This window comes from Myxococcus sp. AM010, assembly GCF_013372585.1.
Taxonomy (GTDB): domain Bacteria; phylum Myxococcota; class Myxococcia; order Myxococcales; family Myxococcaceae; genus Myxococcus; species Myxococcus vastator.
Genome location: NZ_JABXEO010000109.1, coordinates 1 through 22,392, shown reverse-complemented (window position 1 = coordinate 22,392; position 22,392 = coordinate 1). Strand labels below are relative to the sequence as shown.

19 protein-coding genes and 2 tRNA genes are annotated in these 22,392 nt (G+C 69.1%); 15 read left to right on the top strand and 6 right to left on the bottom strand.

Features of this window, described 5'->3' with window-relative positions:
* On the top strand, positions 1-212 hold a 212-nt coding region (locus tag HV826_RS32620; protein WP_176420955.1), incomplete at its 5' end, for a transposase.
* A gap of 256 nt (positions 213-468) precedes the next feature.
* On the top strand, positions 469-2,235 hold the full coding sequence (locus HV826_RS32615) for an ATP-binding protein (RefSeq protein ID WP_176420954.1): 1,767 nt from the start codon (positions 469-471) through the stop codon (positions 2,233-2,235).
* Positions 2,236-2,576: 341 nt separating this feature from the next.
* Here the strand turns inward: HV826_RS32615 and HV826_RS32610 are convergent.
* Positions 2,577-2,649, bottom strand: a tRNA-Glu gene (locus HV826_RS32610).
* 23 nt (positions 2,650-2,672) lie between these two features.
* Positions 2,673-2,745 (bottom strand) — tRNA-Lys (locus HV826_RS32605).
* Between the two features lie 190 nt (positions 2,746-2,935).
* On the opposite strand from HV826_RS32605, the gene greB reads away from it, so the two are divergent.
* The 5 genes from greB (at position 2,936) to HV826_RS32580 (ending at position 7,097) form a co-directional block, all read left to right on the top strand.
* Positions 2,936-3,466 carry a transcription elongation factor GreB gene (gene greB / locus HV826_RS32600; protein ID WP_176420953.1) on the top strand — a complete coding sequence of 177 codons (531 nt, stop codon included), beginning with the start codon at positions 2,936-2,938 and terminating at the stop codon, positions 3,464-3,466.
* A gap of 9 nt (positions 3,467-3,475) precedes the next feature.
* A complete protein-coding gene (locus HV826_RS32595) occupies positions 3,476-4,423 on the top strand; it encodes a deacetylase (RefSeq protein WP_176420952.1) in 948 nt (315 codons plus the stop codon).
* A 225-nt stretch (positions 4,424-4,648) separates the two neighbouring features.
* Entirely contained in the window at positions 4,649-5,968 is a 1,320-nt protein-coding gene (locus HV826_RS32590) for a PhoH family protein (protein ID WP_163785557.1), read from the top strand.
* Positions 5,969-5,983: 15 nt separating this feature from the next.
* Positions 5,984-6,289, top strand: coding sequence for a YbeD family protein (locus HV826_RS32585; protein ID WP_176420951.1), 306 nt, complete (start codon positions 5,984-5,986; stop codon positions 6,287-6,289).
* A 46-nt stretch (positions 6,290-6,335) separates the two neighbouring features.
* Positions 6,336-7,097 carry a cyclopropane-fatty-acyl-phospholipid synthase family protein gene (locus HV826_RS32580; RefSeq protein ID WP_176420950.1) on the top strand — a complete coding sequence of 254 codons (762 nt, stop codon included), beginning with the start codon at positions 6,336-6,338 and terminating at the stop codon, positions 7,095-7,097.
* A 24-nt stretch (positions 7,098-7,121) separates the two neighbouring features.
* Here HV826_RS32580 and HV826_RS32575 read toward each other — a convergent pair whose 3' ends face one another.
* The gene (locus tag HV826_RS32575; protein WP_176420949.1) at positions 7,122-8,213 is read right to left on the bottom strand and encodes a diacylglycerol kinase family protein; all 1,092 of its coding nucleotides are present in this window, start codon (positions 8,211-8,213) and stop codon (positions 7,122-7,124) included.
* Between the two features lie 393 nt (positions 8,214-8,606).
* Here HV826_RS32575 and dnaK point away from each other — a divergent pair, with 393 nt between their 5' ends.
* From dnaK to HV826_RS32545, 6 genes are all read left to right on the top strand, one after another.
* Complete coding sequence (dnaK, locus tag HV826_RS32570; protein ID WP_176420948.1) at positions 8,607-10,517, top strand: molecular chaperone DnaK; 1,911 nt, start codon at positions 8,607-8,609, stop codon at positions 10,515-10,517.
* Positions 10,518-10,719: 202 nt separating this feature from the next.
* The gene (locus HV826_RS32565; RefSeq protein WP_176420947.1) at positions 10,720-11,601 is read left to right on the top strand and encodes a hypothetical protein; all 882 of its coding nucleotides are present in this window, start codon (positions 10,720-10,722) and stop codon (positions 11,599-11,601) included.
* On the top strand, positions 11,601-12,011 hold the full coding sequence (locus tag HV826_RS32560; RefSeq protein WP_176420946.1) for a thiol-disulfide oxidoreductase DCC family protein: 411 nt from the start codon (positions 11,601-11,603) through the stop codon (positions 12,009-12,011). Before HV826_RS32565 ends, HV826_RS32560 begins: the two co-directional genes overlap by 1 nt.
* 50 nt (positions 12,012-12,061) lie before the next feature.
* Positions 12,062-14,593, top strand: coding sequence for a MoxR family ATPase (locus HV826_RS32555; RefSeq protein WP_176420945.1), 2,532 nt, complete (start codon positions 12,062-12,064; stop codon positions 14,591-14,593).
* Between the two features lie 49 nt (positions 14,594-14,642).
* A complete protein-coding gene (locus HV826_RS32550) occupies positions 14,643-16,925 on the top strand; it encodes a vWA domain-containing protein (RefSeq protein ID WP_176420944.1) in 2,283 nt (760 codons plus the stop codon).
* Between the two features lie 16 nt (positions 16,926-16,941).
* Entirely contained in the window at positions 16,942-17,499 is a 558-nt protein-coding gene (locus HV826_RS32545) for a PspA/IM30 family protein (protein ID WP_176420943.1), read from the top strand.
* A gap of 8 nt (positions 17,500-17,507) precedes the next feature.
* Here HV826_RS32545 and HV826_RS32540 read toward each other — a convergent pair whose 3' ends face one another.
* On the bottom strand, positions 17,508-18,389 hold the full coding sequence (locus tag HV826_RS32540; protein ID WP_176420942.1) for a diadenylate cyclase: 882 nt from the start codon (positions 18,387-18,389) through the stop codon (positions 17,508-17,510).
* A gap of 100 nt (positions 18,390-18,489) precedes the next feature.
* On the opposite strand from HV826_RS32540, the gene HV826_RS32535 reads away from it, so the two are divergent.
* Positions 18,490-18,852: a TraR/DksA C4-type zinc finger protein gene (locus HV826_RS32535; RefSeq protein ID WP_163785741.1), complete on the top strand. Its 363-nt coding sequence runs from the start codon at positions 18,490-18,492 to the stop codon at positions 18,850-18,852.
* A 53-nt stretch (positions 18,853-18,905) separates the two neighbouring features.
* Here the strand turns inward: HV826_RS32535 and HV826_RS32530 are convergent, their stop codons facing one another.
* Positions 18,906-19,673, bottom strand: a complete 768-nt coding sequence (locus HV826_RS32530) for an FHA domain-containing protein (RefSeq protein WP_176420941.1) — start codon at positions 19,671-19,673, stop codon at positions 18,906-18,908.
* 120 nt (positions 19,674-19,793) lie between these two features.
* Here HV826_RS32530 and HV826_RS32525 point away from each other — a divergent pair, with 120 nt between their 5' ends.
* A complete protein-coding gene (locus HV826_RS32525; RefSeq protein ID WP_176420940.1) occupies positions 19,794-21,503 on the top strand; it encodes a serine/threonine-protein kinase in 1,710 nt (569 codons plus the stop codon).
* 18 nt (positions 21,504-21,521) lie between these two features.
* Here HV826_RS32525 and HV826_RS32520 read toward each other — a convergent pair.
* On the bottom strand, positions 21,522-22,392 hold an 871-nt coding region (locus HV826_RS32520), incomplete at its 5' end, for an FHA domain-containing protein (protein ID WP_176420939.1).

The following is a 22,392-nucleotide window of genomic DNA, read 5'->3' as shown; positions in this document are numbered from 1 at the left end:
GACTCGTCCTCCACTTCCTCCCGCCGTACTGCCCCCAGGGCAATCGCATCGAGCGGGTGTGGCTCGACCTGCATGCCAACGTCACCCGCAATCACCGCTGCCGCACCATGGACCAGCTCATGGTCCGCATGCATGCCTACCTCTCCGCTCGAAATGCCCAGCGCTCCGCCAGTCCATCCCTGCGACGAGTCGACCTCAGGCGCACATCCTGAGGCCGTTCGAGAATTACGATCCTTGGTTAGGCAGGACGACTCAGTTCTATCCTACTCTCTCAGGCTCAGCCCGCGGCCAATGACGTGTCCTCAAGAATGCCGGAGCCTGCACGCGATTCATCGGGGCTCTGTCCATGCGGTTTGGCTTCTTCGGAACGGATGGTAGGATCCGACTTTCCGGTCGAGTCAGAGGCGTATTCGTACGTTGTCACTCGCTGGCTCAAGGCGTGGTAAGTGATTGGAGGGAGCGCACGCGATGGCTAAGTCAGCACGCTTTCAGGTTGATCCTCGACTCGCGACCCTCCTGGGAGAGAGCTACCGCTCTTCGGAGCACGCGCTCAAGGAGCTAGTGGATAACGCCTGGGATGCGGATGCTCACGAGGTAGACATCCAGTTGCCAGCCCCGATGACCAACGACCCCATCGTCATTCGGGACGACGGAACTGGCATGACCGAGCAGGAGGTTCGAAGCGAGTACCTGAAGGTCGCCAGCGACCGGCGTTCTCGCAAAGGAGAGGAGACTCTGTCGCTCAAGCGGCGAATCAAAGGCCGGAAGGGAATCGGCAAGTTCGCTGGACTGATGGCTGCCTCCACCATGGTGATGGAGACCCAGGCACATGGAAAACGGACGGGCTTGGTCATCCGCAAGGAGGACCTCCTCGACTCCCGCCAAGACTTGGAAAAGATCGACCTCCCGCTCACGACTTCGGAATGTGATGAGCGGGATCACGGAACGACCATCACGCTCACGGATCTGAATCAGGCGCTGGCGTTTCCGACGGCCGAGAGGCTGCGGGAGCTGTTAGTGCTGGAGTACGGTCGTCGGTCGGACTTCACGATTCGGGTGAACGGTGAGGCGCTTGCCATCGAAGACATTCCCGGCGAGGCGTTCACGGAACGGGCTCAGTTGCAGGCCGAAGGGCCCGTGAAGCTCTCTCTGACATTCGCCGAAGGAAAGAGACCGCTCAAACACCCGGGTGTGGTCGTGCGCGTCGGCGGGAAGGTCGTCGGCAAGCCGATCTACTTCGGACTGGATGAAGACGAGGAAGTTCCCGGCAAGCTATTGAAGAAGGTCTACGGCGAGATTGAAGCCGACGGCCTTGCTGCGGACGTGACCCCCGACTGGGGCGCTATCATCGAGAACAGCACAGGGTTCAAGGCCGTGGAAACCTGGGCGCGGGAGCAACTAAAGGAGAAGCTCAATAAGGTTTTCGTTCGCCAGATGAGTCTCGCGAAAGCTCGACTTCAACAGGAGATTGATCGCCGTCTGGCCGGGCTGCCGGAGCATCGACGCAGGTTCGCGGAGGCCGCGCTTCAACGGGTGCTTACGAAATTCTACGGGGAGAGTGAGGAGCGTCGGGGCACTGTCATCAACGTCATGCTCGATGCCTTCGAGCGAGATGAGTACTGGGCGGTCATCCAGGCCATTGAAGTTGCGCGGCACCAGGGGGTCGCGACCTTTGCCGATGCACTGGGCCAGTTCGGGCTCGTGGACATGGCCGTCATCGGTCTCCAGACTCGGAGGCGCTTGGAGATCCTCGACCGCCTCGATGAGCTGATGACCCGGCCGGATACCCAGGAGAAGGAACTACACCAAGTCATCGAGCGCAACCTCTGGCTCCTAGAGGGCGACTTTACGCTGCTCTCCTCGAACCAGACCGTGGCGACCATCCTGAAGAAGTGGGCCGACAAAGAATTCACCGGCGATCGAGCCAAGAAGCGACCGGACCTGTTGCTTTGCGCCATGCTAACGGGCCGGCATCTCCTCATCGAGTTCAAGGAGCCCGGTCATTCGATTGACCGCGACGATGAGACTCAAGCCACCAAGTATCGGGACGACCTCCGTAGGCACTTCGACCCCCTCGAAGTGCTCGTCATCGGAGGCAGGGCCGCGACGAGTGTGGATGCTAACTGGCGTCCCCCGGGCCTGCACGTGAGGTCCTACGCCGCCGTCGTGAGCGCAGCGAGGGCTCGCCTCGGCTGGCTTCTGGACCAGCTCACGAACGACCAGCAGGCAGCGTGAGGCATCCTTGCTGCCTTAGTTTCGGCTCTCTTACGCGCGCTAGAACAGAGGCCACTGCTCCTAAGGGAGGCTCGGGGCGCTGATGCAGGTCGGCGCCGTCGCGAGCGCCATGCCGGTAGCAGGTGGGCCTGTTCTAGGGGCGAGATGGTGCGTAGAGGCCAAAGCCAAGAGGCTCTTTAGCCACGACCATGAGCCGTACCGACGCCTAGTTGGAGGCTGGCCGGAGCGCGACGATTACTCGATGCTCTCCGTACGTAACCGAGCGAACTCCAACGAACCCCTACGAACGGTTCAGCCCCGTAAGTACCCTTTGTTTTCGGGTACTTACGGGGCTGTTCCAATGTCCCCGACGGGATTCGAACCCGTGTTACCGGCTTGAAAGGCCAGCGTCCTGGGCCTCTAGACGACGGGGACGGCACACCTTCACTGCGACAACATGAGTCGCGGGGGGATCGAACCCCCGACCCTCGGCTTAAAAGGCCGGTGCTCTACCAGCTGAGCTAGCGACTCGCACTATTCTTTTTTAAATTTTTCGCCACCACCCGGAAGCCCCCGGGCAGGCGCTTCCTACCAGCACTCGGCGACGCTTTCCACTGGCGAGCGCATGGGGCCGTTTCTGACAGCGCCCCGACCGCTCTCCGGTGAACGTCCGGGCCACCGCCCTTCGCTCCGCGTCACCCCGTGGCGATATACAGGAACCATGTCCCACGAAGTACAACCGGATGAACAGGAGCCGGAGGACGACGCCGAGCGGGCCCCGTTCCGTCGCTACCTCACCCGGGCGGGCGCCGAGCGCCTGCACCGCGAGCTCGTCCATCTCCTCAACGAGGAGCGCCCCAAGGTGACGGCCGAGGTCTCCGCCGCCGCCGCCCAGGGCGACCGCTCCGAGAACGCCGAGTACATCTACGGGAAGAAGCGCCTGCGCGAAATCGACCGCCGCCTCCGCTTCCTCACGAAGCGCCTGGACACCGCCACCATCGTCACGCCCGCCGAGCAGCCCGACCGCTCCCGCGTCTTCTTCGGCGCGACGGTCAGCCTGGAGGATGAGGACGGCGGCCGGAGCACCTATCAAATCGTCGGCTCCGACGAGATCGACGCCTCCGGGGGGCGCATCAGCGTGGAGTCCCCCATGGGGCGGGCGCTCCTCCGCAAGGCCGTGGGGGACTCCGTCGAGGTGCGGCGGCCACGCGGAGACATCGAACTCACGGTGGTGGACATCCGCTACGAATAGGTGGGAGCCATGCCTCGGACTCAGCCCGTCAACCCCCGCTACCGTCGCATCTATCAGGCGCTGAGCGGGCCGGACCTGGCCGTCTCCGAGCGCGAGGGGATGACCCTGGAAGACCTGGGGCTGGGCAGCGCCGAGGCCTCCCGCGCCGACCTCGTCTTCGGCACCTACAGCCCCCAGGGCCTGGAGCGGGCCCTGCGCGCCTATGGGCTCTTCCAGCGCGTCGAGGAGCGGGTCGGACCGCTGGAGCTCCGCGTCGTGTGCTCGGACCCGTACCGGCCCCGCATCATCCTCTGGAGCCGGCGGTTTTACGTCCCCGTGGCGGACCTGGACCTGCGGCGGACGACCGGGGCCGAGGTGGGGCTCGATGACGCGCTCGCCGCCACGCCGCTGCTGTACCTGGACTCGCTGTTGCTCCAGAACCCGGGGCGCGCCTTTGACTGGAACCGGCCACCCCTGCCCGGGCAGAACCACCCCGGGCTCAAGCTCGCCGGCCACATCTTGGACGTGCTCCTGCTGATGGCCCGCCGCATCGGCACCGAGGCCTTGGCCCTCACGCCCTCCACCTTCTCCGCCGCCTGCGTCTATGACCGCCGCTTCCTCTTCGTGGAGGGCGCCGCGCAGGGCCGCTTCCTCGCGCTCCGTCAGGCGGGGCGGCACCTGCCGCGCTGGCTCCATGCATGGGCGGTGGAGCTGCACTGCATGCGGGACGAGCACGGCGCGGCCGTGGCCTTCAAGCCTTCGCCCATGGTGTCTCCGCTGAGCTCGCGGCTAGGGCAGCACTTCGATGCGAACGCGTGGGATGACGCACTCCAACTGGAGGCCCGGCGGCAGCTCACGCTCGATGAGGAGACGCTCCAGCGGTGCTTTCCCTGGGAGCGGATGCCCCCGGGGCCGCCGCCCGAGCGGGTGGCGGAGCTGCTCGGGTATGATCCGCTCGCGCCCGTCGTGGCGCACTGAACGGACGGCCGCTCGTGCTACAGGGCTGATCCATGGTGACTCGCCGAAACGCGCCGTGGGGACCGCCGTCATCCCCGGCGCCTGGGGCGTGGGGTTTCGGACAGCCGCACATCCTGGCGACAAGCAGGCTGTTTCCCCTGGAGCGGGTGCCTATAGTGGTCAGGAGACTCACCGTCGCACGGTCCCTCGCGGTCGCAGCCGAACCTTCAGGTCGCGCAACCCACGATGCGTAAGAACTTCATTCTCGACACCAACGTCCTTCTTCACGATCCCCGCAGCATCTACGGCTTCAAAGACAACAACGTCATCATCCCCATCTACGTCATCGAGGAGATCGACCAGTTCAAGCGCGATCTCTCCGAGCTGGGCCGCAACGCGCGCCTGGTGGCGCGCTACCTGGACTCGTTCCGCGCCGAGGGCTCCCTGAAGGAAGGGGTGCCCCTGCCGCACGGTGGCCTGTTGCGGGTGAGCTTCACCGAGCGCGCGCTGCCGCCGTCCATGGCGGACAGCAACCTGATGGACAACCGCATCCTCGGGGTGGCGCTCGACCTGATGGGCGCGGAGCCGGACACGCAGGCCGTCTTCATCACCAAGGACACCAACCTGCGCATCCGCGCGGACGCCCTGGGCCTCATCGCCCAGGACTACGACACCGAGCGGGTGGAGATCACGGAGCTGTACACCGGCTTCGCCGAGCGGCTGGTCCCCAAGGACCTGGTGGACCAGATGTACCGCCAGGGCGCGGAGGTGGAGCTGCCGGACGCCGAGTCCCTGTTCGCCAACCAGGTGGTGCTCCTCAAGGACGAGACGAACCCGTCCCACACCGCAATGGGCCGCTTCAACGGGTCCAAGGGCCGGCTGGTGCCGCTGGTGCGGCACATCAAGGACGGCACGTGGGGCGTCCGCCCGCGCAACATGGAGCAGGCCTTCTGCCTGGACCTGCTGCTCAACGACGACATCAAGCTGGTCACCATCGTCGGCAAGGCGGGCACGGGCAAGACGCTGCTCGCCATCGCCGCGGGGCTGCAGAAGGTGACGGAGGAGGGGCTCTACCAGAAGCTGCTGGTCAGCCGTCCCATCTTCCCGTTGGGCCGGGACATCGGGTATCTGCCCGGCAGCGTCGAGGAGAAGCTGAACCCTTGGATGCAGCCCATCTTCGACAACGTGGAGTTCCTGATGAACCTCAGCCGCGCGGACAAGAAGGCCGGGCGCGGCTACCACGAGCTGCTGGACTTGGGGCTGATGGAGATAGAGCCGCTCACGTACATCCGCGGCCGCAGCCTGCCCAACCAGTTCATCATCGTGGACGAGGCCCAGAACCTCACGCCGCACGAGGTGAAGACCATCATCACCCGCGTGGGCGACAACACGAAGATCATCCTCACGGGAGACCCGTTCCAGATTGACAACCCGTACGTGGACGCGACGAACAACGGCCTGGTCCACGTGGTCAACCGCTTCAAGAGCGAGAAGATCGCCGCGCACATCACCATGTCCAAGGGTGAGCGCAGCGCCCTGGCCGAACTCGCCGCCAACCTGCTGTAGCCGCTGGTACGAGACATGACGAAGGAAGACGCAGGAAGCCCTCCCGCCGGCGAAGGGGAGAAGAAGCCCCTCATCGAGTACCCCTCCGACTACACCTTCAAGGTGATGGGCGCGCAGGGGTCCGGCTTCATGGAGCATGTCCGTGAGCTGTTCAAGCGGCTCATGGGCACGGAGCTCTCGCCGGACGCCATCCACGAGCAACCCAGCAGCAAGGGCAAGTACGTCTCCCTGAGCGTGTCCGTGTACCTGCTGTCCGAAGAGCAGCGGCGCGCCATCTACGACGGGCTCCACAAGGACGAGCGGGTCATCTACTACTTGTAGGGGCCGTGGCTGGAAGTCTCTGGACGAGGCGGGTATATGGGGATCCATGAGCCCGCCTGAGCCCTTCCCGCTGTATCACCCCGCGGATGTCCGGCGCGCCTTCAGCTCGGATGACGCGACGCGGCGCTTCGCGAAGGTGGCCCAACTGGAGCCCGGCTCGCGCGTGCTGGTGCTCGGCTGTGGCTCCGACGGAAGCGCCGCGCTGCTGCTCGCCCGGGAGCTGGGCTGCACCGTCGTCGCGGCCGACACCGATGACACCGTCCTCAACCCGGTGCGTGAGCGCGTGCGGGCGCAGGGGCTGGCGGAGCAGGTTGAAGTCCGCCGCGTGGCGCTGGACGCGCTGGGCCTGTCCGACGGCGAGTTCAACGGCATCCTCATCCAGGGCCGCGTGCTCTATCCGTTGAAGGCCACGCTGGCGAACATGCGCGGCCTGCTGGCGAAGCGCGGGCGGCTGGGCTTCACGTTCCCCGCGCGGGTGGGGCGCTTTGCTCCCAAGGCCACGCTCGACTTCTGGGAGCGCCGCGTCGCCGGGGCGCTGCTGCTGCCGCGCGAGCTGCTGCAGGTGGTGGAGGGCGCCGGCTACGAGCCCGAGTCCGCCGAATCGCTCCATGACGCGGAGCTGGACGCGCACTACCGGGACATCGAGGCGTTCCTGTCGTCCATCCCCGGCGCGCAGCCCGCCGCGCTCCGCGAGGAGCTGGCGCTGCACCGCGAGAGCAACGGCAAGGCCAGCGTCAGCTACGCCTTCGTGGTGGGCCGCCGCAAGGAGCAGGGCGAGAGGCCCCCGGCGTCCCGCGACCGCGGGTAGTCGAGGGCGCCACCCTGCGGGCTTTCAGTTCAGCGCGCCGGTGAAGTCCACCAGCTCGACGGACTCCGGAGCCACGGACATGGTGACCTGCTCGCGGTAGCCGGCCGCGTCGCCGCCCACCTGGAAGGGCATGGGGTTGGCGAAGCGGATGGTGACGTCGCGCGCGTGGAAGTCCATCAGGCCTTCGGGGAACCAGCGGCCGTTCCACAGCTTGGGCAGGTGGGCGAGCACCTGCGTGGGCGTCACCTGGCCCAGCCGCAGCTGCATGTAGCCCGGGCGCTGGCCCGCGAAGGGGAACATGCGGAAGCCGTAGCCGTAGAAGGGCATGGTGCCCGCCGCGGCCATCATCAGCCGGCCGCGGAACAGCGTGGCGCCCGGGGCCAGCGGCTCACCCAGGGTGCCGCCATCCGGGCTCAGCCGGTAGGCCTCGGAGGCGCCGTTGATGACCTCACACTCCACCCAGTGGGAGTGGGTGAGGTAGTGGGGCACTGTCTTGCAGGCCACCGCGGAGAAGTACCCGCCGCTGCCGCTGAGGACGCTCTTGAAGAAGCCCTTGCCCAGGTTCTCCTTCACCCAGATGTAGTCGTTGAGCACCTTGCCATCCACGCCCAGGCCGGCGAACGGCGCGCGCTGCCCGTCCACCATCAGCAGGTCCATGGGGCGGTAGCCCGGGACTTCGCCCGTGCGGGCGCGCAGCACGTCATTGAGGATGCCGTCGCCCCGGGTGCCGGAGGCGTTGACGTAGGCGGCCAGGCCATTGCCGGTGCCCAGCTTGAGGACGCCGAAGCGAGGCGCCGTCTTCCCCGCGAAGCGGCCGCGCGGGCCGACCTGGTGGAGGACTTCATTCACGAAGCCCATGAAGGTGCCGTCACCGCCGCCCGTGAAGACCATGGGGTAGCCACGCTCCAGCACCGTCTGGATGATGCGGCGGGCGTCCAGCGGCGAGCGGGAGAGGAACAGGTCCTGCTCCGGCACCACGTGGGACAGGGACTTCACCACCCGAGCGTCGACCTTCCGGGCGTTGGCGTTCAGCAGGACCGCGACCTTGGGCTCGGCGGTGACGTCCGCGGCGGGCGCACGGCGGAGATCGGGAGAGCGGAGGGGCTGGACCAGCATGAGGGCGGCTCCGAAGGTTGGCGCCCGTGGGGGACCGGGCGGCGACACCCCTGGCCAGTGCACAATCCTCGCCAAGTCCTGACGCAAAGCGTCAGCAGGCGAGCGAGCTTGAGATTCCAAGGGGTTGAATCGTTCCCTGCAGTCCAGAAGCCCGCCCGGTTGCTACCGCAGGGTGACGGCGGTGTAGAGCGCGTTACGCACCCGTGGCGTGCGAGTGGCGAGACTGTGACGCGGTGCGTGTGGCCCTGCGCACTGCGCTACGCAGCGGGGAGTGCCACCTTCAGGTGAGCGGCCCGGTGGCCCCCGCGTTTGACAGCGAGGGGTGGGTGGTTACGTTGGGCGTACATCAGAAGTTTCCAAAGAAAACGCAGTCTTTTCCGGAGGATAGGAACCGTGGGCAAGATTATCGGGATCGACCTGGGCACCACGAACAGTGTGGTCGCGATCATGGAGGGTCGCGAGCCCAAGGTGATCGTCAACGAGGAAGGCAGCCGCATCACGCCCTCGGTGGTCGCGTTCACGAAGGACGGGGAGCGCCTGGTCGGTCAGGTGGCGAAGCGCCAGGCCATCACCAACCCGGAGCGCACCATCTACTCCAGCAAGCGCTTCATGGGCCGGCGGCACGACGAGGTGTCCGAGGAGGCCACGCTGGTCCCCTACAAGGTCGCCCGGGGCCCCAACGGCGACGCGCGCGTGGACATCGACGGCAAGCAGTACAGCGCGCCGGAGATCAGCGCGCAGGTGCTGCTGAAGCTGAAGCGCGCGGCGGAGAACTACCTGGGTGAGAAGGTGACGGAGGCGGTCATCACCGTCCCCGCGTACTTCAACGACGCCCAGCGCCAGGCCACCAAGGACGCGGGGGAGATCGCGGGCCTCACCGTGCGCCGCATCGTGAACGAGCCGACCGCCGCGGCGCTCGCGTACGGTCTGGACAAGAAGAAGGACGAGAAGATCGCCGTCTATGACTTCGGCGGTGGCACGTTCGACGTGTCCATCCTCGAGGTGGGCGAGAACGTGGTCGACGTGCTCGCGACCAACGGCGACACGCACCTGGGCGGTGACAACATCGACCTGCGGATCATGGACTGGCTGATCTCCGAGTTCAAGAAGGACACGGGGCTGGACGTCAGCAAGGACAAGATGGTCCTCCAGCGCCTGAAGGAGGCGGCGGAGAAGGCGAAGATCGAGCTGTCCGCCGCGATGGAGACGGACGTCAACCTGCCGTTCCTCACCGCGGACGCGACGGGCCCCAAGCACCTCAACGTCAAGCTCACGCGCGCCAAGTTCGAGGCGATGATTGACGACCTCATCGAGCGCTCGCTGGAGCCCTGCCGCAAGTGTCTGAAGGACGCGGGCGTGGAGCCGAAGGACCTCAACGAGATCGTCCTCGTCGGCGGCACCACGCGCATCCCGAAGGTGCAGGAGGCCGTGAAGCGCCTGTTCGGCAAGGAGCCGAACCGCTCGGTGAACCCGGACGAAGTCGTCGCGGTGGGCGCCGCGGTGCAGGCCGGCGTGCTCTCCGGCGAGGTGAAGGACATCCTCCTGCTGGACGTGACGCCGCTGAGCCTGGGCGTGGAGACGCTGGGCGGGGTGATGACGAAGCTCATTGAGCGCAACACCACCATCCCCACGCGCAAGTCGGAGACCTTCTCCACGGCCGCGGACGGCCAGACGCAGGTGGAGATCCACGTGCTCCAGGGCGAGCGGGAGATGGCGGGCGACAACCGCAGCCTCGGCCGCTTCCACCTGACGGGCATGCCGCCGGCGCCGCGTGGTGTGCCGCAGATCGAGGTGACGTTCGACATCGACGCGAACGGCATCCTCAACGTCAGCGCCAAGGACAAGGCCACGGGCAAGGAGCAGAAGGTCACCATCACCCACTCGTCCGGCCTCGCGAAGGACGAGGTGGAGAAGATGGTCGCCGACGCTCGCTCCAACGAGGCGGCCGACAAGACCCGCCGCGAGCTGGTGGAGATGAAGAACCAGGCGGAGAGCCAGTCCTACGCGGCCGAGAAGCTGCTGAAGGAGAACAAGGACAAGCTGTCCGCGGACACGGCGAAGGCGCTCGAGGACGCGGTGGCGGAGCTCAACAAGGTCCGCGACGGCCAGGACAAGGACGCCATCAAGGCGGCGCTCGATGCGCTCCAGGCCGCCAGCTACAAGGCCGCCGAGGAGATGTACCGCGCCACGGGCGGCGCGCCGGGCGCCGAGGGCGCGCCGGGGGCCGATCCTTCCGCGGCGCCGGGCTCGCAGGCCAGCGCGAAGAAGGACGACGTGGTGGACGCCGAGTTCCGCCAGTCGTAGTCGCGGCGCGGCGAGCCGCCTGAAGTGACGCAGAGGGCCGGTGCTCCCACGCGAGTGGGGGACCGGCCCTTCTGTCTTGCGGGGCGGAGGGGGGCTTCCGAAAGGGAGGACGGGCGTACGGGAAGCGGGACGTCGGGCTGGGCCAAGGGGTTGATGGGACTGGGGCGAGGACTGGCGGTGGGAGTGCAGGGGCTGGCGTTCCATGTCCCGCATCCAGTCGTCACCGTCCTTCCTCCCGCCCGGTACCGCGCCCTCCGAGGGCGCCGCCGCGCCGGCGGCTGTCCCTCTCCCCACGAGCACGGCGCAGCGCCGGCCCGCCTCCGCCGCGGCGTCCTCGACGGTGGAGCCCTACCGAGGGCCCTCCATCGGGGGGCATCATCCACCGGCGCTGCAAGTGCCCGGGCCTCGCTCGGGGCCCCGCACAGGCGCCGACAACCAGTTCGACTTCGGCGTGGGCGGCGCGTTTCCGCCCAAGCCCACGGGCAACCTGATGGAGCAGGTGCGGCAGGGGGCGCTCACCGCCGCTCAGTCCGAAGCCGCCGCTGCCAGCCGGTTGATGGGGGACAGCGCCGCCGTGGATGGCTACGCGCGCCTCCACCTGGACCACCTGAAGCCCAGTCCGCCCATCACCGGCGCGCCCACGTCCTTGACGGACTACACCAGCAGCATTCCGGACGTGGCCCCCGCCCAGGCCTACGCCTACTTCGTCCGTCATCCGGCGGCGGTGTTCGAGGCCGCCGGCATCCGAGTCCGCCCGGCGACCGCGGCGCTGGTGGATGGGGCCAAGCTGTTCCTGGAGGAGAAGGGCCTCCCGCCCGTGTGGGCGCCCATCACCGTGCGCCTGGAGCCGGCCGCGAACACGCTGCACATCACCACGCTGGATGGGCACCCGCTGCGCGGCACGAATCGCTTCGTCTTCGACGAGGACGGCGCGGGCGGGACGCAGGTGCGGCAGTACTCGGCCTTCCAGGGGAGCTCGCCCGCGACGTCTGTGGGCATGACGCTGATGGACCCCATCGAGCGGCAGCACGACATCTGGCGGGCGGTGCACGCGCACCTGCATGACACGCTGAGGCCTCGCTGATGGCGCCCGTGCCGCGGACGACGCCTCCCGGGCATGACGTGATTCTCTATGACGGGCACTGTCGCCTGTGCGCTGGGGCGGCACGGCGGCTCCAGCGGCTGCTGGGCGGGACGGGGACGCGCCTGCGCTCGTTTCGGGAGGAAGGGGTGCTGGCGTCCTTCCCGGGCGTCACTGCGGACCGCTGTGAGCGGGCCCTGCAGCTGGTCCTGCCGGATGGGGCCGTGGTGGAGGGGTTGGAGGCCGTGGTCCTGGCGCTGGGCAGGCGGCCGTTGGGGTGGCTGCTCCGCGTGTACTACGCGCCGGGCCTGCGGCAGCTCCTGGACGCGCTCTATCGCGTCGTGGCCCGCTATCGGTTTCGCATCGCGGGACGTCAGTGTCCGGACGGAGCGTGCGCGGTCCGCTTCAAATAGGCCGCGCGCGGCGGGTAGCATGGCGTCTCCCCGCCACCTCGGGTTCGTCCGTGCAATCACCAACGTCCCCATCCGTCCAGGCCGCGCGCGCCTTCCGGCACTTCTTCACCGAGCTCCGGGATGCCTACCTGGAGCGAGAGACGCTCTTCACGCAGCTGGAGCTGGCGCTCCTGGGGCGCGAGCACGTGCTGGTGGTGGGGCCCCCTGGGACGGCCAAGAGCGCCATCGCCAGCGCCGTGCTGGGGCGCATCATCGACGAGCGCACGGGCTCGCCGTCGCTCTTCTCCAAGCAGCTGGCCGAGTCCACCGTGCAGACGGACCTCATCGGCCCGGTGGACTTCAAGGTGCTCACGGAGACGGGACGCACCGAGTACCTCACCGACGAGGGCATGCTGGGCTCCGAGCACGCCTTCCTGGACGAGGTCTTCGACGGCCGGGACATGCTGCTGCGCTCCATCCTCAACGTGCTGCACGAGCGGGAGCTGAAGCATGGCCGCCGGGTGACGACGGGGCGCATCGAGTGCGTCGTCATGACGAGCAACCGGTATCTCTCCGAGGTGCTGGCGCGCTCGCCCGAGCTGCTCCTGGCCTTCGCGGACCGGCTGAGCTTCATCTGCTTCGTGCCCAAGTCCTTCGCGCGCCGGGAGAGCCGGGCGGCCATGCTGCAACGCTTCTCCCATGGCGCGCGGCCGGACCTGCGCGCGCGGCTGTCCTTGCAGCAGGTGGACCTGCTGCAGGATGCCGTGACGAAGGTGGTGGTGCCCAGCCACGTCATGGAGGGCGTGGAGCTGCTGACGGATGCGCTGGAGCGCGCGCTGGCGGCCCAGGTGGCGAAGCTGCCGGACTACGTGCCGACGAAGTACTTCTCCCAGCGCTCGGTGGTGAAGGCGCTGTGGGCGCTCAAGGCCGCGGTGGTGAGGGATCAAATCTACCGGCGCCCCGAGCGGGCGTTGGAGGCCACCGTCGAGGACCTGGACTCGCTGCGCTGGTTCTTCCTCCTGGGCGGTCCGCCCGCGGGGGAGACGGAGGCGCTGCTCAAGTCCGTGGTGGACCCCCGGGAGCGGGCGCAGCTCGAAATCGTCCGCCTGGAGCAGCGCGCGTTCGACGAAGCGTTGGCCAGGATACGGCAGGAGCTGGGGGGCGGCGTGGAGCGCGAGGCGCAAGCGCTCGGGTCCTCCGAAGAGGTGAGCTCCGTCGAGTCCGTGAGCCGCAACTGGCAGCCCGGCGTCGTCTCCACCACCGCGCGGGCCCTGTTGGCCAAGCTGGTGCCCGGGCCCCGCCATGCGCAGAACCGGATGCCGTTGCTGTCCGCGGCGCGGGCCCTGGTGGCGGCGCAGGAGCAGCGGCTGGCGCGCGGCATGGCGGGGCACGGGGAAGGGCGGGGCGGCATCGCGCTGCTGGCGTCGTTCGGCGACGTGCTGACGCTCTGTCGCGGCGTCCCCGAGCTGCGGCCCGTCCACGGGGCATTGTGCGAGGCCACGGCCCGCTTCCTGGACGGCGCCCTGGAGATGATTGCCCTGTCCGCGGAGAGCGTGGACTTCGAGGACGGGCTCAAGCTGGAGGGCCTGGTCGGGCTGGCGGACAACCTGGAGGATGAGCTTTCCCAGACGGGGGAGCTGGCGGGACAGCTGTCGGACGGCGCACCCGCCGCGCTGGAGCGCCTGCGCGCGGCCGAGGCGGAGGTCCGGCGCCGGGTCGTGTCCGCGCTGCGCCGGCGTGCGGTGTTCTCGTTCCAGGGCAACCTGGCCCGGGGACGTCGGGAGCCGCTCGAAGCGCTGGCGGGAGATTCACGCCGCCTGACGCAGCTGGAGAACGCCCTGGCGGTTCTGGACCCGACGCAACAGGGCCTCAAGCAGGAGCTGCTGCTCCCGCTGGGCATCGCCTACGCCCGGGAGGTGCTGTCCTCCACGCCCTTCGAACGCATCGAGCAATACGGGCGCGCGGTGCAGTCGGTGGCGGAGAACCTCCGGCGCGAGGGGGTGTCCCTCGACGCGGTGTTCTCCGAGTGTCGCGAGGTCATCGAGTCCCGGCTGCGCGAGCATGCCCAGCTCCTCACGCGCGAGGTGCCCGGCCCGCCGCCCGCGTCCACGTCGGTGCTCAACGGGGACGCCTACGTCTTCTACCGGGGCGACTTCGCGGCGAAGGCGCCTGATGGAGAGTTGTCCGCGCTGCTGGGGCTGGATGGACAGCTGGCCGCGAACCATGGCGGCGCCGCGCCCGGCTTCCTGTCGGAGGCCGTGCGGTCGGCGGTGGCCCAGGCGGAGCTCGGGTTCGTCCAGACGCGCGTCAAATACCTGCGGAGCTGGCTGACCCAGCTGCTCACGTCGCTTCCCTCGCCCGAATCCATGACGGAGCGCGCGGATGCCGAGCGCACCGTGGACCGGCTGGTGCGCAGCCGTTTCCCGATGCTCGCGTTGAAGGAAGGCGAGCTGGTTCGCCTGCGGGGTGTCCTCGCGCTCCTGGGCACCATGCCCGGTGACCTGGGGGAGGGGGCTCGAAAGCTGGAGGGACAGCTGCGCGGCATCGACGAGGACTTCGGGCGCTTCAGCCGGCAGGTGCTGGCTCGGCGGTCCTCGCCATGAGCCGGCCTTGCCGAGGACGACAGGTTGAAGCGGAGAGGGGACGCTGAGCATGTTGGCCCGGCGCCTCGCGGACCTCCGGCGGAGGCTGGACGCGCTCCACCAGCCCGCGCCCGCTCGCGGCGACTGGCGGACGTGGGCGTTGCTGGGGCGCCGTGCTCGCGGGCCCGAGGATGTCGCGCTGCCGGTGCTGGCCGCGCTGGACCGGGACCTGGACCGGGTCGGCGTGCACACGTCGGCGGACGCGCGGCTCCTCAAGGAGCTGGGCCTGCGCAAGGGCAGGGCGGGGGCATTGGCGCAGGGGCTGCTCGACAGGGCCCATCAAGCGCTCGCGGAGGTGGAGCAGTGCCTTCCGCTGGTGGAGCGGGCCTGGCGCACGGGTGCGCCACTTCCCGGCGCGGTCGCGGTGCTGGAGAAGGGCTTCGTCCAACTGGCGCGCGTGGTGAAGGTGGCGGACCTCTTTGCCCGTCCTCCCTCTTCGGAGCCGGAGGACGACGACGCGGCGCTGGAAATCTATGGGCGCGCCGAGGGGCGCCCCCCGCGGCAGGTGCCCTCCAGTGCTCGCCTGGCCGTGGCGGAGTTCTTCGCGGAGCGGGCCCGGGCCAACGCCACCGACGTCATGCAGAAGCGCAGGGACCTGGACCTGGCGCACGAGCTGCTCATCCGCCTGGGCGCGGACCACGACCGCGAGCGGGGCATGGTGCTGCGGCGTCAGGTGGCCGAGGCCCGCGAGCGGGTGCGGGCCGTTCCGGCCGTTCGCTCCATGGATGAGCTGCTGCGGCACGTGCGCCACACGGCCCGGCGCGAGCCCCAGGTGGCCTACCGCTCGCTGAAGGGGCTCTACGAGCGGGCCTTGGAGGCGGAGGACGCGGCGCTGGCGGACGCGGCGCGTGCGGCGCTGACGCCGCTGTTGCCGGCCCCCCCTCAGCTGTCGTCGCTGATGGAGCGCGCGGAGCTCGATGGCCTGTCGCACTGGTTCGGCGAGGCGCCCACCGCGCCTGACGAAGTCCCTGGCCCGCCCAAGGCCGATGAGCTGCTGACGGACCTGGCCTTCTCACTGAAGCCCGAGCAGCTCTCCACGTTCGAGCTGGCGGCGGGCTGTGCCCGCTACTTCGACGTCGAGGATTCGCTGTCGGAGGAAATCGTCCTGGCGGATACGCGCACCGCGCGGGCGGTGCCCCGGCGCGTCCCGTACCCGACGCAGACGATGACGTACGAGACGACGGGCAGCCTCCATGAGGTGCACAACTTCGTCCTGACGGACCCGCGGATGCTGCTGCGCGACCTGGCCGCCAGTCACCAGTTGGTGCGCGCGTACCTGGACGACGAGCCGCCTCCGCGCCCTCGGAAGGTGAAGCGCACCGCGGTGCGGGTCTACGTCTGCGACGCGTCGGGCTCCATGCACGGCGCGCGAGCCCGTTTCCGGGATGCCATTGTCATCGCGGAGCTCAACAACCTGCGCGTCAAGGCCCGCCGGGGCGAGCACTTCGACCCGCTGTACTTCAGCTTCTTCAACGACGTGCCCACCGAGCTGGCGCGCGTGGACTCCGCGCTGGAGGCCACCCGGCAGCTGGAGAAGCTCTTCCGCGACTCACCCGCAGAGGGGCAGACGGACATCACGCTCGCGCTGATGTCCGCGTTCGACTCCATCCGTGCCGCGCAGGGGAGGGACCCGTACCTCGCTCGGGCCACCGTGGTGCTCATCACCGACGGCGAGGACCGCGTGGACCTGGAGCTCATCCGCCGCACGCGCGCGCCCATGGACGCGCTGGACATCGCGTTGAGCTTCGTGTCGCTGGGCGAGGAGAACCTGGACCTGCGCCTCCTCGTGCGTGAGCAGCGGGCCGCCGGAGGCCGCGCCTTCTACCACCACCTCTCCGACGAGGAGATTCTGTGGGCGCGCACGGAGTTCGACACGCCCTGGCGCACGTTGCTGCCGCGTGACGTGCCGGCGTGCGGCGATGCGCTGGAGCAGCTCACGCCGCACCTGGAGGCGCTGGAGGCTGTCGCCGCCGGGCGGGCCGCGCCACAGGCCGTGGCGGTGGACGCTTCGTTCGATGCGCTCTTCCCGGAGCAGCCCACGCTGCCCCCCGGGGCCGCGCCGCCCGGGGCCGACCTCGCGCACCGCGTGACGGACATCCTGGGCGCACTGGTGGAGGCTGCCTCGCTGGCCCCCGCGGACCGGCGCGCGGCGGAGAGCCTGCTGCTGCTTCAACACCTGCTGGGTGTGTACGGATTGACCCCGGCGCGCTACCTGTCCGCGCTGTCCGCGGGTGGGCAGGCCACGCAGGCGGCGTTGCAGCGCGTGCGGCTGTTGTGCCGGCCCTTCGGGTAGGCTGCGCCCCACGCCCATGTTCTTCGGTCTGCTGAGGAGACGAAAGAAGGAGCCGTCACGCCCAGCGGACCCGCTGGCTGCCTTCGACCAGCTCATCGAGAACCTGGAGCGCCAGGCCGCCGAGGTCCGCAAGTCCGCGGCCACGCTGCTGGCGCTCAAGGCGGACCTGGTGCGCGCGGAGGAGCGCTATGCGCGCCGGTTGCTGGAGCTCACCTCGCGGCGGGCCACCGCGAAGGAGCGCGGTGACGCTTCGGCGGTGCGCGTGCTGGAGAAGGACCAGGCGCAGGCGGAGGACCTCCTGGCCGGTACGCGAGACGCGCTGGAGCGGGCGGAGTCGGACGGGCGGCTGTTGCTGGAGGCCGCGAGCGAGCTGGGAGACCGCGTGGTGGAGCTGCGCCGCGAGCGGGAGAGCGCGTCCGCGCGGCTCACCGTGGGCGGGCTCGTCACCGATGCCCTGCGCGAGCGCGTGGCCCGCTTCGACCAGGCGCTGGTGGTGGACGCGGCTCGGGATGAAATCGAGCGCGCGCACGCGCTGGCGGACATCTACCGCGAGGAGAAGTCGCAGGAGGACTGAGCGCGGCTTCAGGTGCGGCGCGCCGTCTGGTGCAGCTCCAGGACGATGTTGCCGCCCTTGAAGAGCCGGACCGCGCCGGACGTCTGACTGACGACGAGGGCGATGCAGCCCGTGGTGGACGTCATGCCCGCGGCGGCCGCGTGCCGCGCGCCCAGGCCGAGCGGAATCTTCACGGCCTCATCCGCCGCGGACAGGTAGCGTCCCGCGGCCAGGACGACGCCGTCCTCGCGGATGATGAAGGCGCCGTCGAGCACGGAGAAGTTCTTGATGGCCTCGCGAATCTTCGGGTCAAGCACGTTCCGTTCCGCCTCGGAGAGCCCCTGGAACGGGTTGATGGTCATCTGCCGGCTCTTCTCCAGCACGGTGTTGTGGGCGCCAATGGTGATGATGGTGCCAATGGGGTGGCCCTCGAAGCCTTCCTGGCCAATCTGCAGCGCCAACTGGATGAGGGCGTCCACCACCTGGGAGTTGAACTCGTCACCCAGCTTCACGCCTTCGATGGCGACGCGGTCATCGAGCGAGCCGCCGATGCGCATCTGCATCAGCGTGTCCGGCGCCCGGCCCACCTTGCCCGTCATGCACAGGACCAGGTCGCCTTCCTTGAACGCTCCCTGGGACAGCGCGGACACGAGCGCCACCTTCACGCGCTCGGTGCGGGAGTAGTCGTACGCGGGGATGACGAGCGCGCGGACCTTCTTGGCGAGGTGCTCCTCCGCCAGCTTGGGCATCGTGACGGCGTAGACGAGCTTCTTGCGAGCAGGCCGGCCGCGAAACTCTTCAGCGGGAATGGGCGTGTCGCAGATATAAAGGAAGTGATCGACTTCGTTCTTGCCGGCCAACGAGAGGGCCGAGCGCAGGAACTCCCGATCGAACTTCGTGTTCTCGCTCATACCGAGGTCAGCTTGACACCGAAGACGGCATGAATAAAGCTTTCGGGCCCTTTTTTTGGGGTGCAGGGCCCCAAAACCTCGCTGAACTGGAGCGAAGGCTGTGAACCAGAAAGATCTCAAGCGTTACAAGAAGATGCTCGAGGACAGCAAGGCGAGCCTGCTCGAGAGCGCCAAGAAGACCCTGGTGGAGGAGTCCAGTTTCGACACGGACGACCTCCCCGACGAGATCGACCTGGCGTCTTCCGAGTATGCGCAGTCAATGGTCTTCCGTCTTCGGGACCGGGAGAAGTTCCTGCTGCAGAAGATCGAAAAGGCGCTGGTCCGCATCGAGGACGGCACCTTCGGCATCTGCGAGCGGTGCGAAGAGGACATCTCGCCCAAGCGCCTGGAGGCGCGCCCGGTGACGACGCTTTGCATCCGCTGCAAGGAAGAGCAGGAGAAGAAGGAGAAGTCCTACGGCTGAGCGCCGAGGCAGTGAGGGCCGCGCGGGGGATGCCCCGTGCGGCCCTTGGCATTTCAGGCCGCGGGCGCCTGGATTTCCACGCGCAGCAGCTGACGGCCGATGAGGAAGTGGTCCCCGTTGTCCACGAAGGTGGGGCCCGACAGGCGGATGAAGGTGCCGTTGGACGAACCGACGTCCCGGACCTGGAGCCGGTCCTGCCGCACCTGCAGCACGGCGTGCCGCCCGGACACGAAGCCGTCCGTGGGGAAGGTGAGGTCGCCTTGCTCGCGGCCCAGGAGGTTGTCGCCCTCGCGCAGGGGGAAGGCGCCGCCGCGCAGGCCGCCCTCCAGCAGCTGCACCAGCCGCAGCCGGTAGCCGGGATCCGGTGAGCCCCAGACCTGGGTCGCGCCCGGTCCGGTGGTCGCGGTGGGAATGGGCTCCAGCACCAGCCGCTGGCGTCCCAGTCGCAGCTCGCCGCCGGGGGACAGCTCTCGCTCCTGGCGCAGGCGGACGAAGACGCCGTTGGCGCCGCCCACGTCCTCCACGGCCAGGCGGATGCCGGAGAAGAAGAACCGGACCTGGAGCGGCATGATGAAGGGGTCGTCCGTGAGCGAGATGTCCGCCTGCTGACCGCAGGTGAGGGTGTCGCGCTGCATGCGGACGACGGACTCGGGGCCGCCATCGGCGCGCACCACGCGGATGGAGACCTGCGGGCGCGAGGCGACGCTGGCGACGGCCATCACCATCGTTCCGGAGCGCAGCGGCGAGCCACACGCCCGGCAGACAGAGGCGTCCCGAGGATTTTCGGTGTCACAGCGGGGGCAGTATTCCATCGCGTCCATGGAGGGCTAGGGGTTGTACCAGGGCCGGGGCTCGGTTGCTCGCCTTGCGTTGCTCGCGGCTTGCCCCCTACCCAAGCGGCGTGATGAAGTCGGTGTCCCACCCCTTTGGGGATCGTTTCCTTGCACTGCCCCTCCTGCGGCGCTGACGCCCAAGAATCTTCCCGTTTCTGTCCCGCCTGTGGCGCGACCCTCGTGCGTACGCCCGATTCGGACGAGTACGTCGGCAAGACGATTGCCTCCAAATACCGGGTCGAAGCCCTCATTGGCGAGGGCGGCATGGGCAAGGTGTTCCGCGCCCGCCAGCTCTCCCTGGACAAGGTGGTGGTGCTGAAGGTGCTGCGGCACACGCTCCTGTCGGACGAGCGCACCGTGGCGCGCTTCCAGCGCGAGGCCAAGGCCGCCAGCCGCCTCAACCATCCCAACTCCATCAGCGTGCTCGACTTCGGCCAGGCCGAGGATGGGGCCCTGTTCATCGCCATGGAGTACGTGGCGGGGCAGGACCTGCACCAGATCCTCAGCCGCGAGTGGCCCCTGAACGAGGGGCGCGTGGTGCGCATCGTCAGCCAGGTGCTGAGCGCGCTGTCGGACGCGCACGGCGCCGGCGTCATCCACCGCGACCTCAAGCCCGAGAACATCATGGTGGAGCCGCGGCGCAACGAGCCCGACTTCGTCAAGGTGCTGGACTTCGGCATCGCGAAGATCACCGACTCCACGGACGACGGCCCGGCGCTCACCCGCGCGGGCTTCGTGTGCGGCACCCCCGAATACATGTCGCCCGAGCAGGCGCGGGGCTCGCAGCTCGACCACCGCTCGGACCTGTACGCGGTGGGCGTCATCCTCTACCAGTTGATGACGGGGCTGCTGCCCTTCGAGTCGGACTCGGCGGTGGGCTTCGCCACCAAGCACCTCACCGAGGAGCCGCCGCCGCCCACGCGCCGCCGGCCGGATGCGCGAATCTCTCCGGCCATGGAGCGGCTCATCCTCCGCGCGCTGTCCAAGAACCCGGCGGACCGGCCCGCCACCGCCGAGGCCTTCAAGGCCGAGCTGCAGGCCGTGGACAAGGAGCGCCGCCGGATGGACTCGGCGCCGCGGCGCTCGGCCAACTCGTCCGCGGTGCTGGCGCCGTTGCCGCGCAAGTCCGCCGCCAGTCCGCAGAGTGACGTCCGGGATGCCACGCTGCCCGGGTGGGGCAACGAGGTGACCATGGAGGCCACGGTGCGCGCCCTGCCGGGGGTGCTCGAGCCGTTGCCCGCGAACGCCGACGCGATGGCCGCCACGCGTGAGCAGACGGACTCGCTGGTCCACACGCAGCCGGGTACCGGCGGCGGCAGCGGGGTGGCGTTCTTCTTCAAGTCGCTGACCATCCTGCTGGTGGTCGCCGCGCTGGGCTTCTTCGCCTACTACTTCTTCATGGGCGCGGGCAGCGGGGGCGCGCAGGACCTGCCCTACGCGCTGCCCACGAATGCGCCGGTGCCCGCGGGCGCCAACAACTCCGCGGTGGGCGCGAGCCCCGACGTGCCGCTCTACGACCGGGCCATTGTCTCGGGCGCGCGCAACGTCGAGCGCGCGCAGGAGTTGGCACGCGAAGGCGACAAGGCCCTGCAGCGCGCGGACGTGGGCCTGGCGGCGACGAAGTATCGCGAGGCCTTCGGTCGCAGCGGTGACCCGGAGCTGGCCCTGAAGCTGGGCGAGGTCTACTGGCACCGGCAGAACCAGGACGAGGCTCGGGGCTGGTGGAACCGTCACCTGCGTGAGCAGCCGGCTTCCAAGGCGCGGGCCCTCATCGAGCAGCGCCTGGGCGGCACCGTGGCTCAGCCCACGTCGCCCTGACGGGCGGCCTGTCCCACGTCAGCCCAGCGTCTCCACCTGGAGCACATGCTGTCCCAGGCGGACGCGGTCTCCCGGACGCAAGGGGCGTTCGACGCCGCTCGCGAGGCGCACATAGGTGCCCAGGCCTCCGGACAGGTCCCTCAGCAGGGCGCCAGTGGGCGTGGGGGACAGCTCGCAGTGGCGCCCCGCGAGGCCCTCGTCGCCGGGAAAGCTCAAGTCACAGTGGGCCAGGCCAATGGTGAGCAGCGGCGCCGCCGTCATCACCGCGCGTCCCGCCCGGCCACCGACGAGCATCTCCTCCACCCCGTAGACGGCCTGCCCCAGTGGCACCGGGGCACCGTAGATGGTGGGCCGTCCCGTCACGGGGGGCTGGGGCTCCAGGCGGCCCGTGAAGCGGAACAGCCGCTGGCCCGCGCTGAAGAGGGTGCGTGGGGTGAGGGCTTCCGTGCCCCCCACCGTGACGAAGACGCCGGAGGCGCTGGATTCGTCCCGCACGTACAGCGAGCCCTCCTTCACCAGGAAGGTGGCGTGTAGAGGCGACACGAAGGCGTCGTCCGCGAACAGGATGGCGCCGCGCTGGCGGCCCACGACGCAACCGGTGACAGGCAGCTTGTAGCGCTGCCCTCGCGCGGAGCCCGCGATGACCGCGAGCCCGAAGCGGGAGGCGGCCGGCGGGGCCGCGCGCGGCGCGGCGGTGGCCACACCGGCCCGTCCAGGCATCGCGCTGTCCGGAACCGGCGGGGGCGGACGGGTGGTGGCGGGGCCAGCCGCGCCGCCCGTGCGGGCCATGATGCCCGGGGGCGCCGTGGGGGCTCGCTGTGGAGGTGGCCGTTCCACCGACAGGCCTGCGGCGGTGGGGGGAGGCGTCCGGGCGGAGGGGCGCATGCCC

What these genes read in the sequence shown, in the direction of transcription:
- HV826_RS32615 (WP_176420954.1), top strand. Translation starts at nt 469, where the DNA reads ATGGCTAAGTCAGCACGCTTTCAGGTTGATCCTCGACTCGCGACCCTC.
- greB (WP_176420953.1), top strand. Translation starts at nt 2,936, where the DNA reads ATGTCCCACGAAGTACAACCGGATGAACAGGAGCCGGAGGACGACGCC.
- HV826_RS32595 (WP_176420952.1), top strand. Translation starts at nt 3,476, where the DNA reads ATGCCTCGGACTCAGCCCGTCAACCCCCGCTACCGTCGCATCTATCAG.
- HV826_RS32590 (WP_163785557.1), top strand. Translation starts at nt 4,649, where the DNA reads ATGCGTAAGAACTTCATTCTCGACACCAACGTCCTTCTTCACGATCCC.
- HV826_RS32585 (WP_176420951.1), top strand. Translation starts at nt 5,984, where the DNA reads ATGACGAAGGAAGACGCAGGAAGCCCTCCCGCCGGCGAAGGGGAGAAG.
- HV826_RS32580 (WP_176420950.1), top strand. Translation starts at nt 6,336, where the DNA reads ATGAGCCCGCCTGAGCCCTTCCCGCTGTATCACCCCGCGGATGTCCGG.
- HV826_RS32575 (WP_176420949.1), bottom strand. Translation starts at nt 8,213, where the DNA reads ATGCTGGTCCAGCCCCTCCGCTCTCCCGATCTCCGCCGTGCGCCCGCC.
- HV826_RS32565 (WP_176420947.1), top strand. Translation starts at nt 10,720, where the DNA reads ATGTCCCGCATCCAGTCGTCACCGTCCTTCCTCCCGCCCGGTACCGCG.
- HV826_RS32560 (WP_176420946.1), top strand. Translation starts at nt 11,601, where the DNA reads ATGGCGCCCGTGCCGCGGACGACGCCTCCCGGGCATGACGTGATTCTC.
- HV826_RS32550 (WP_176420944.1), top strand. Translation starts at nt 14,643, where the DNA reads ATGTTGGCCCGGCGCCTCGCGGACCTCCGGCGGAGGCTGGACGCGCTC.
- HV826_RS32545 (WP_176420943.1), top strand. Translation starts at nt 16,942, where the DNA reads ATGTTCTTCGGTCTGCTGAGGAGACGAAAGAAGGAGCCGTCACGCCCA.
- HV826_RS32540 (WP_176420942.1), bottom strand. Translation starts at nt 18,389, where the DNA reads ATGAGCGAGAACACGAAGTTCGATCGGGAGTTCCTGCGCTCGGCCCTC.
- HV826_RS32530 (WP_176420941.1), bottom strand. Translation starts at nt 19,673, where the DNA reads ATGGACGCGATGGAATACTGCCCCCGCTGTGACACCGAAAATCCTCGG.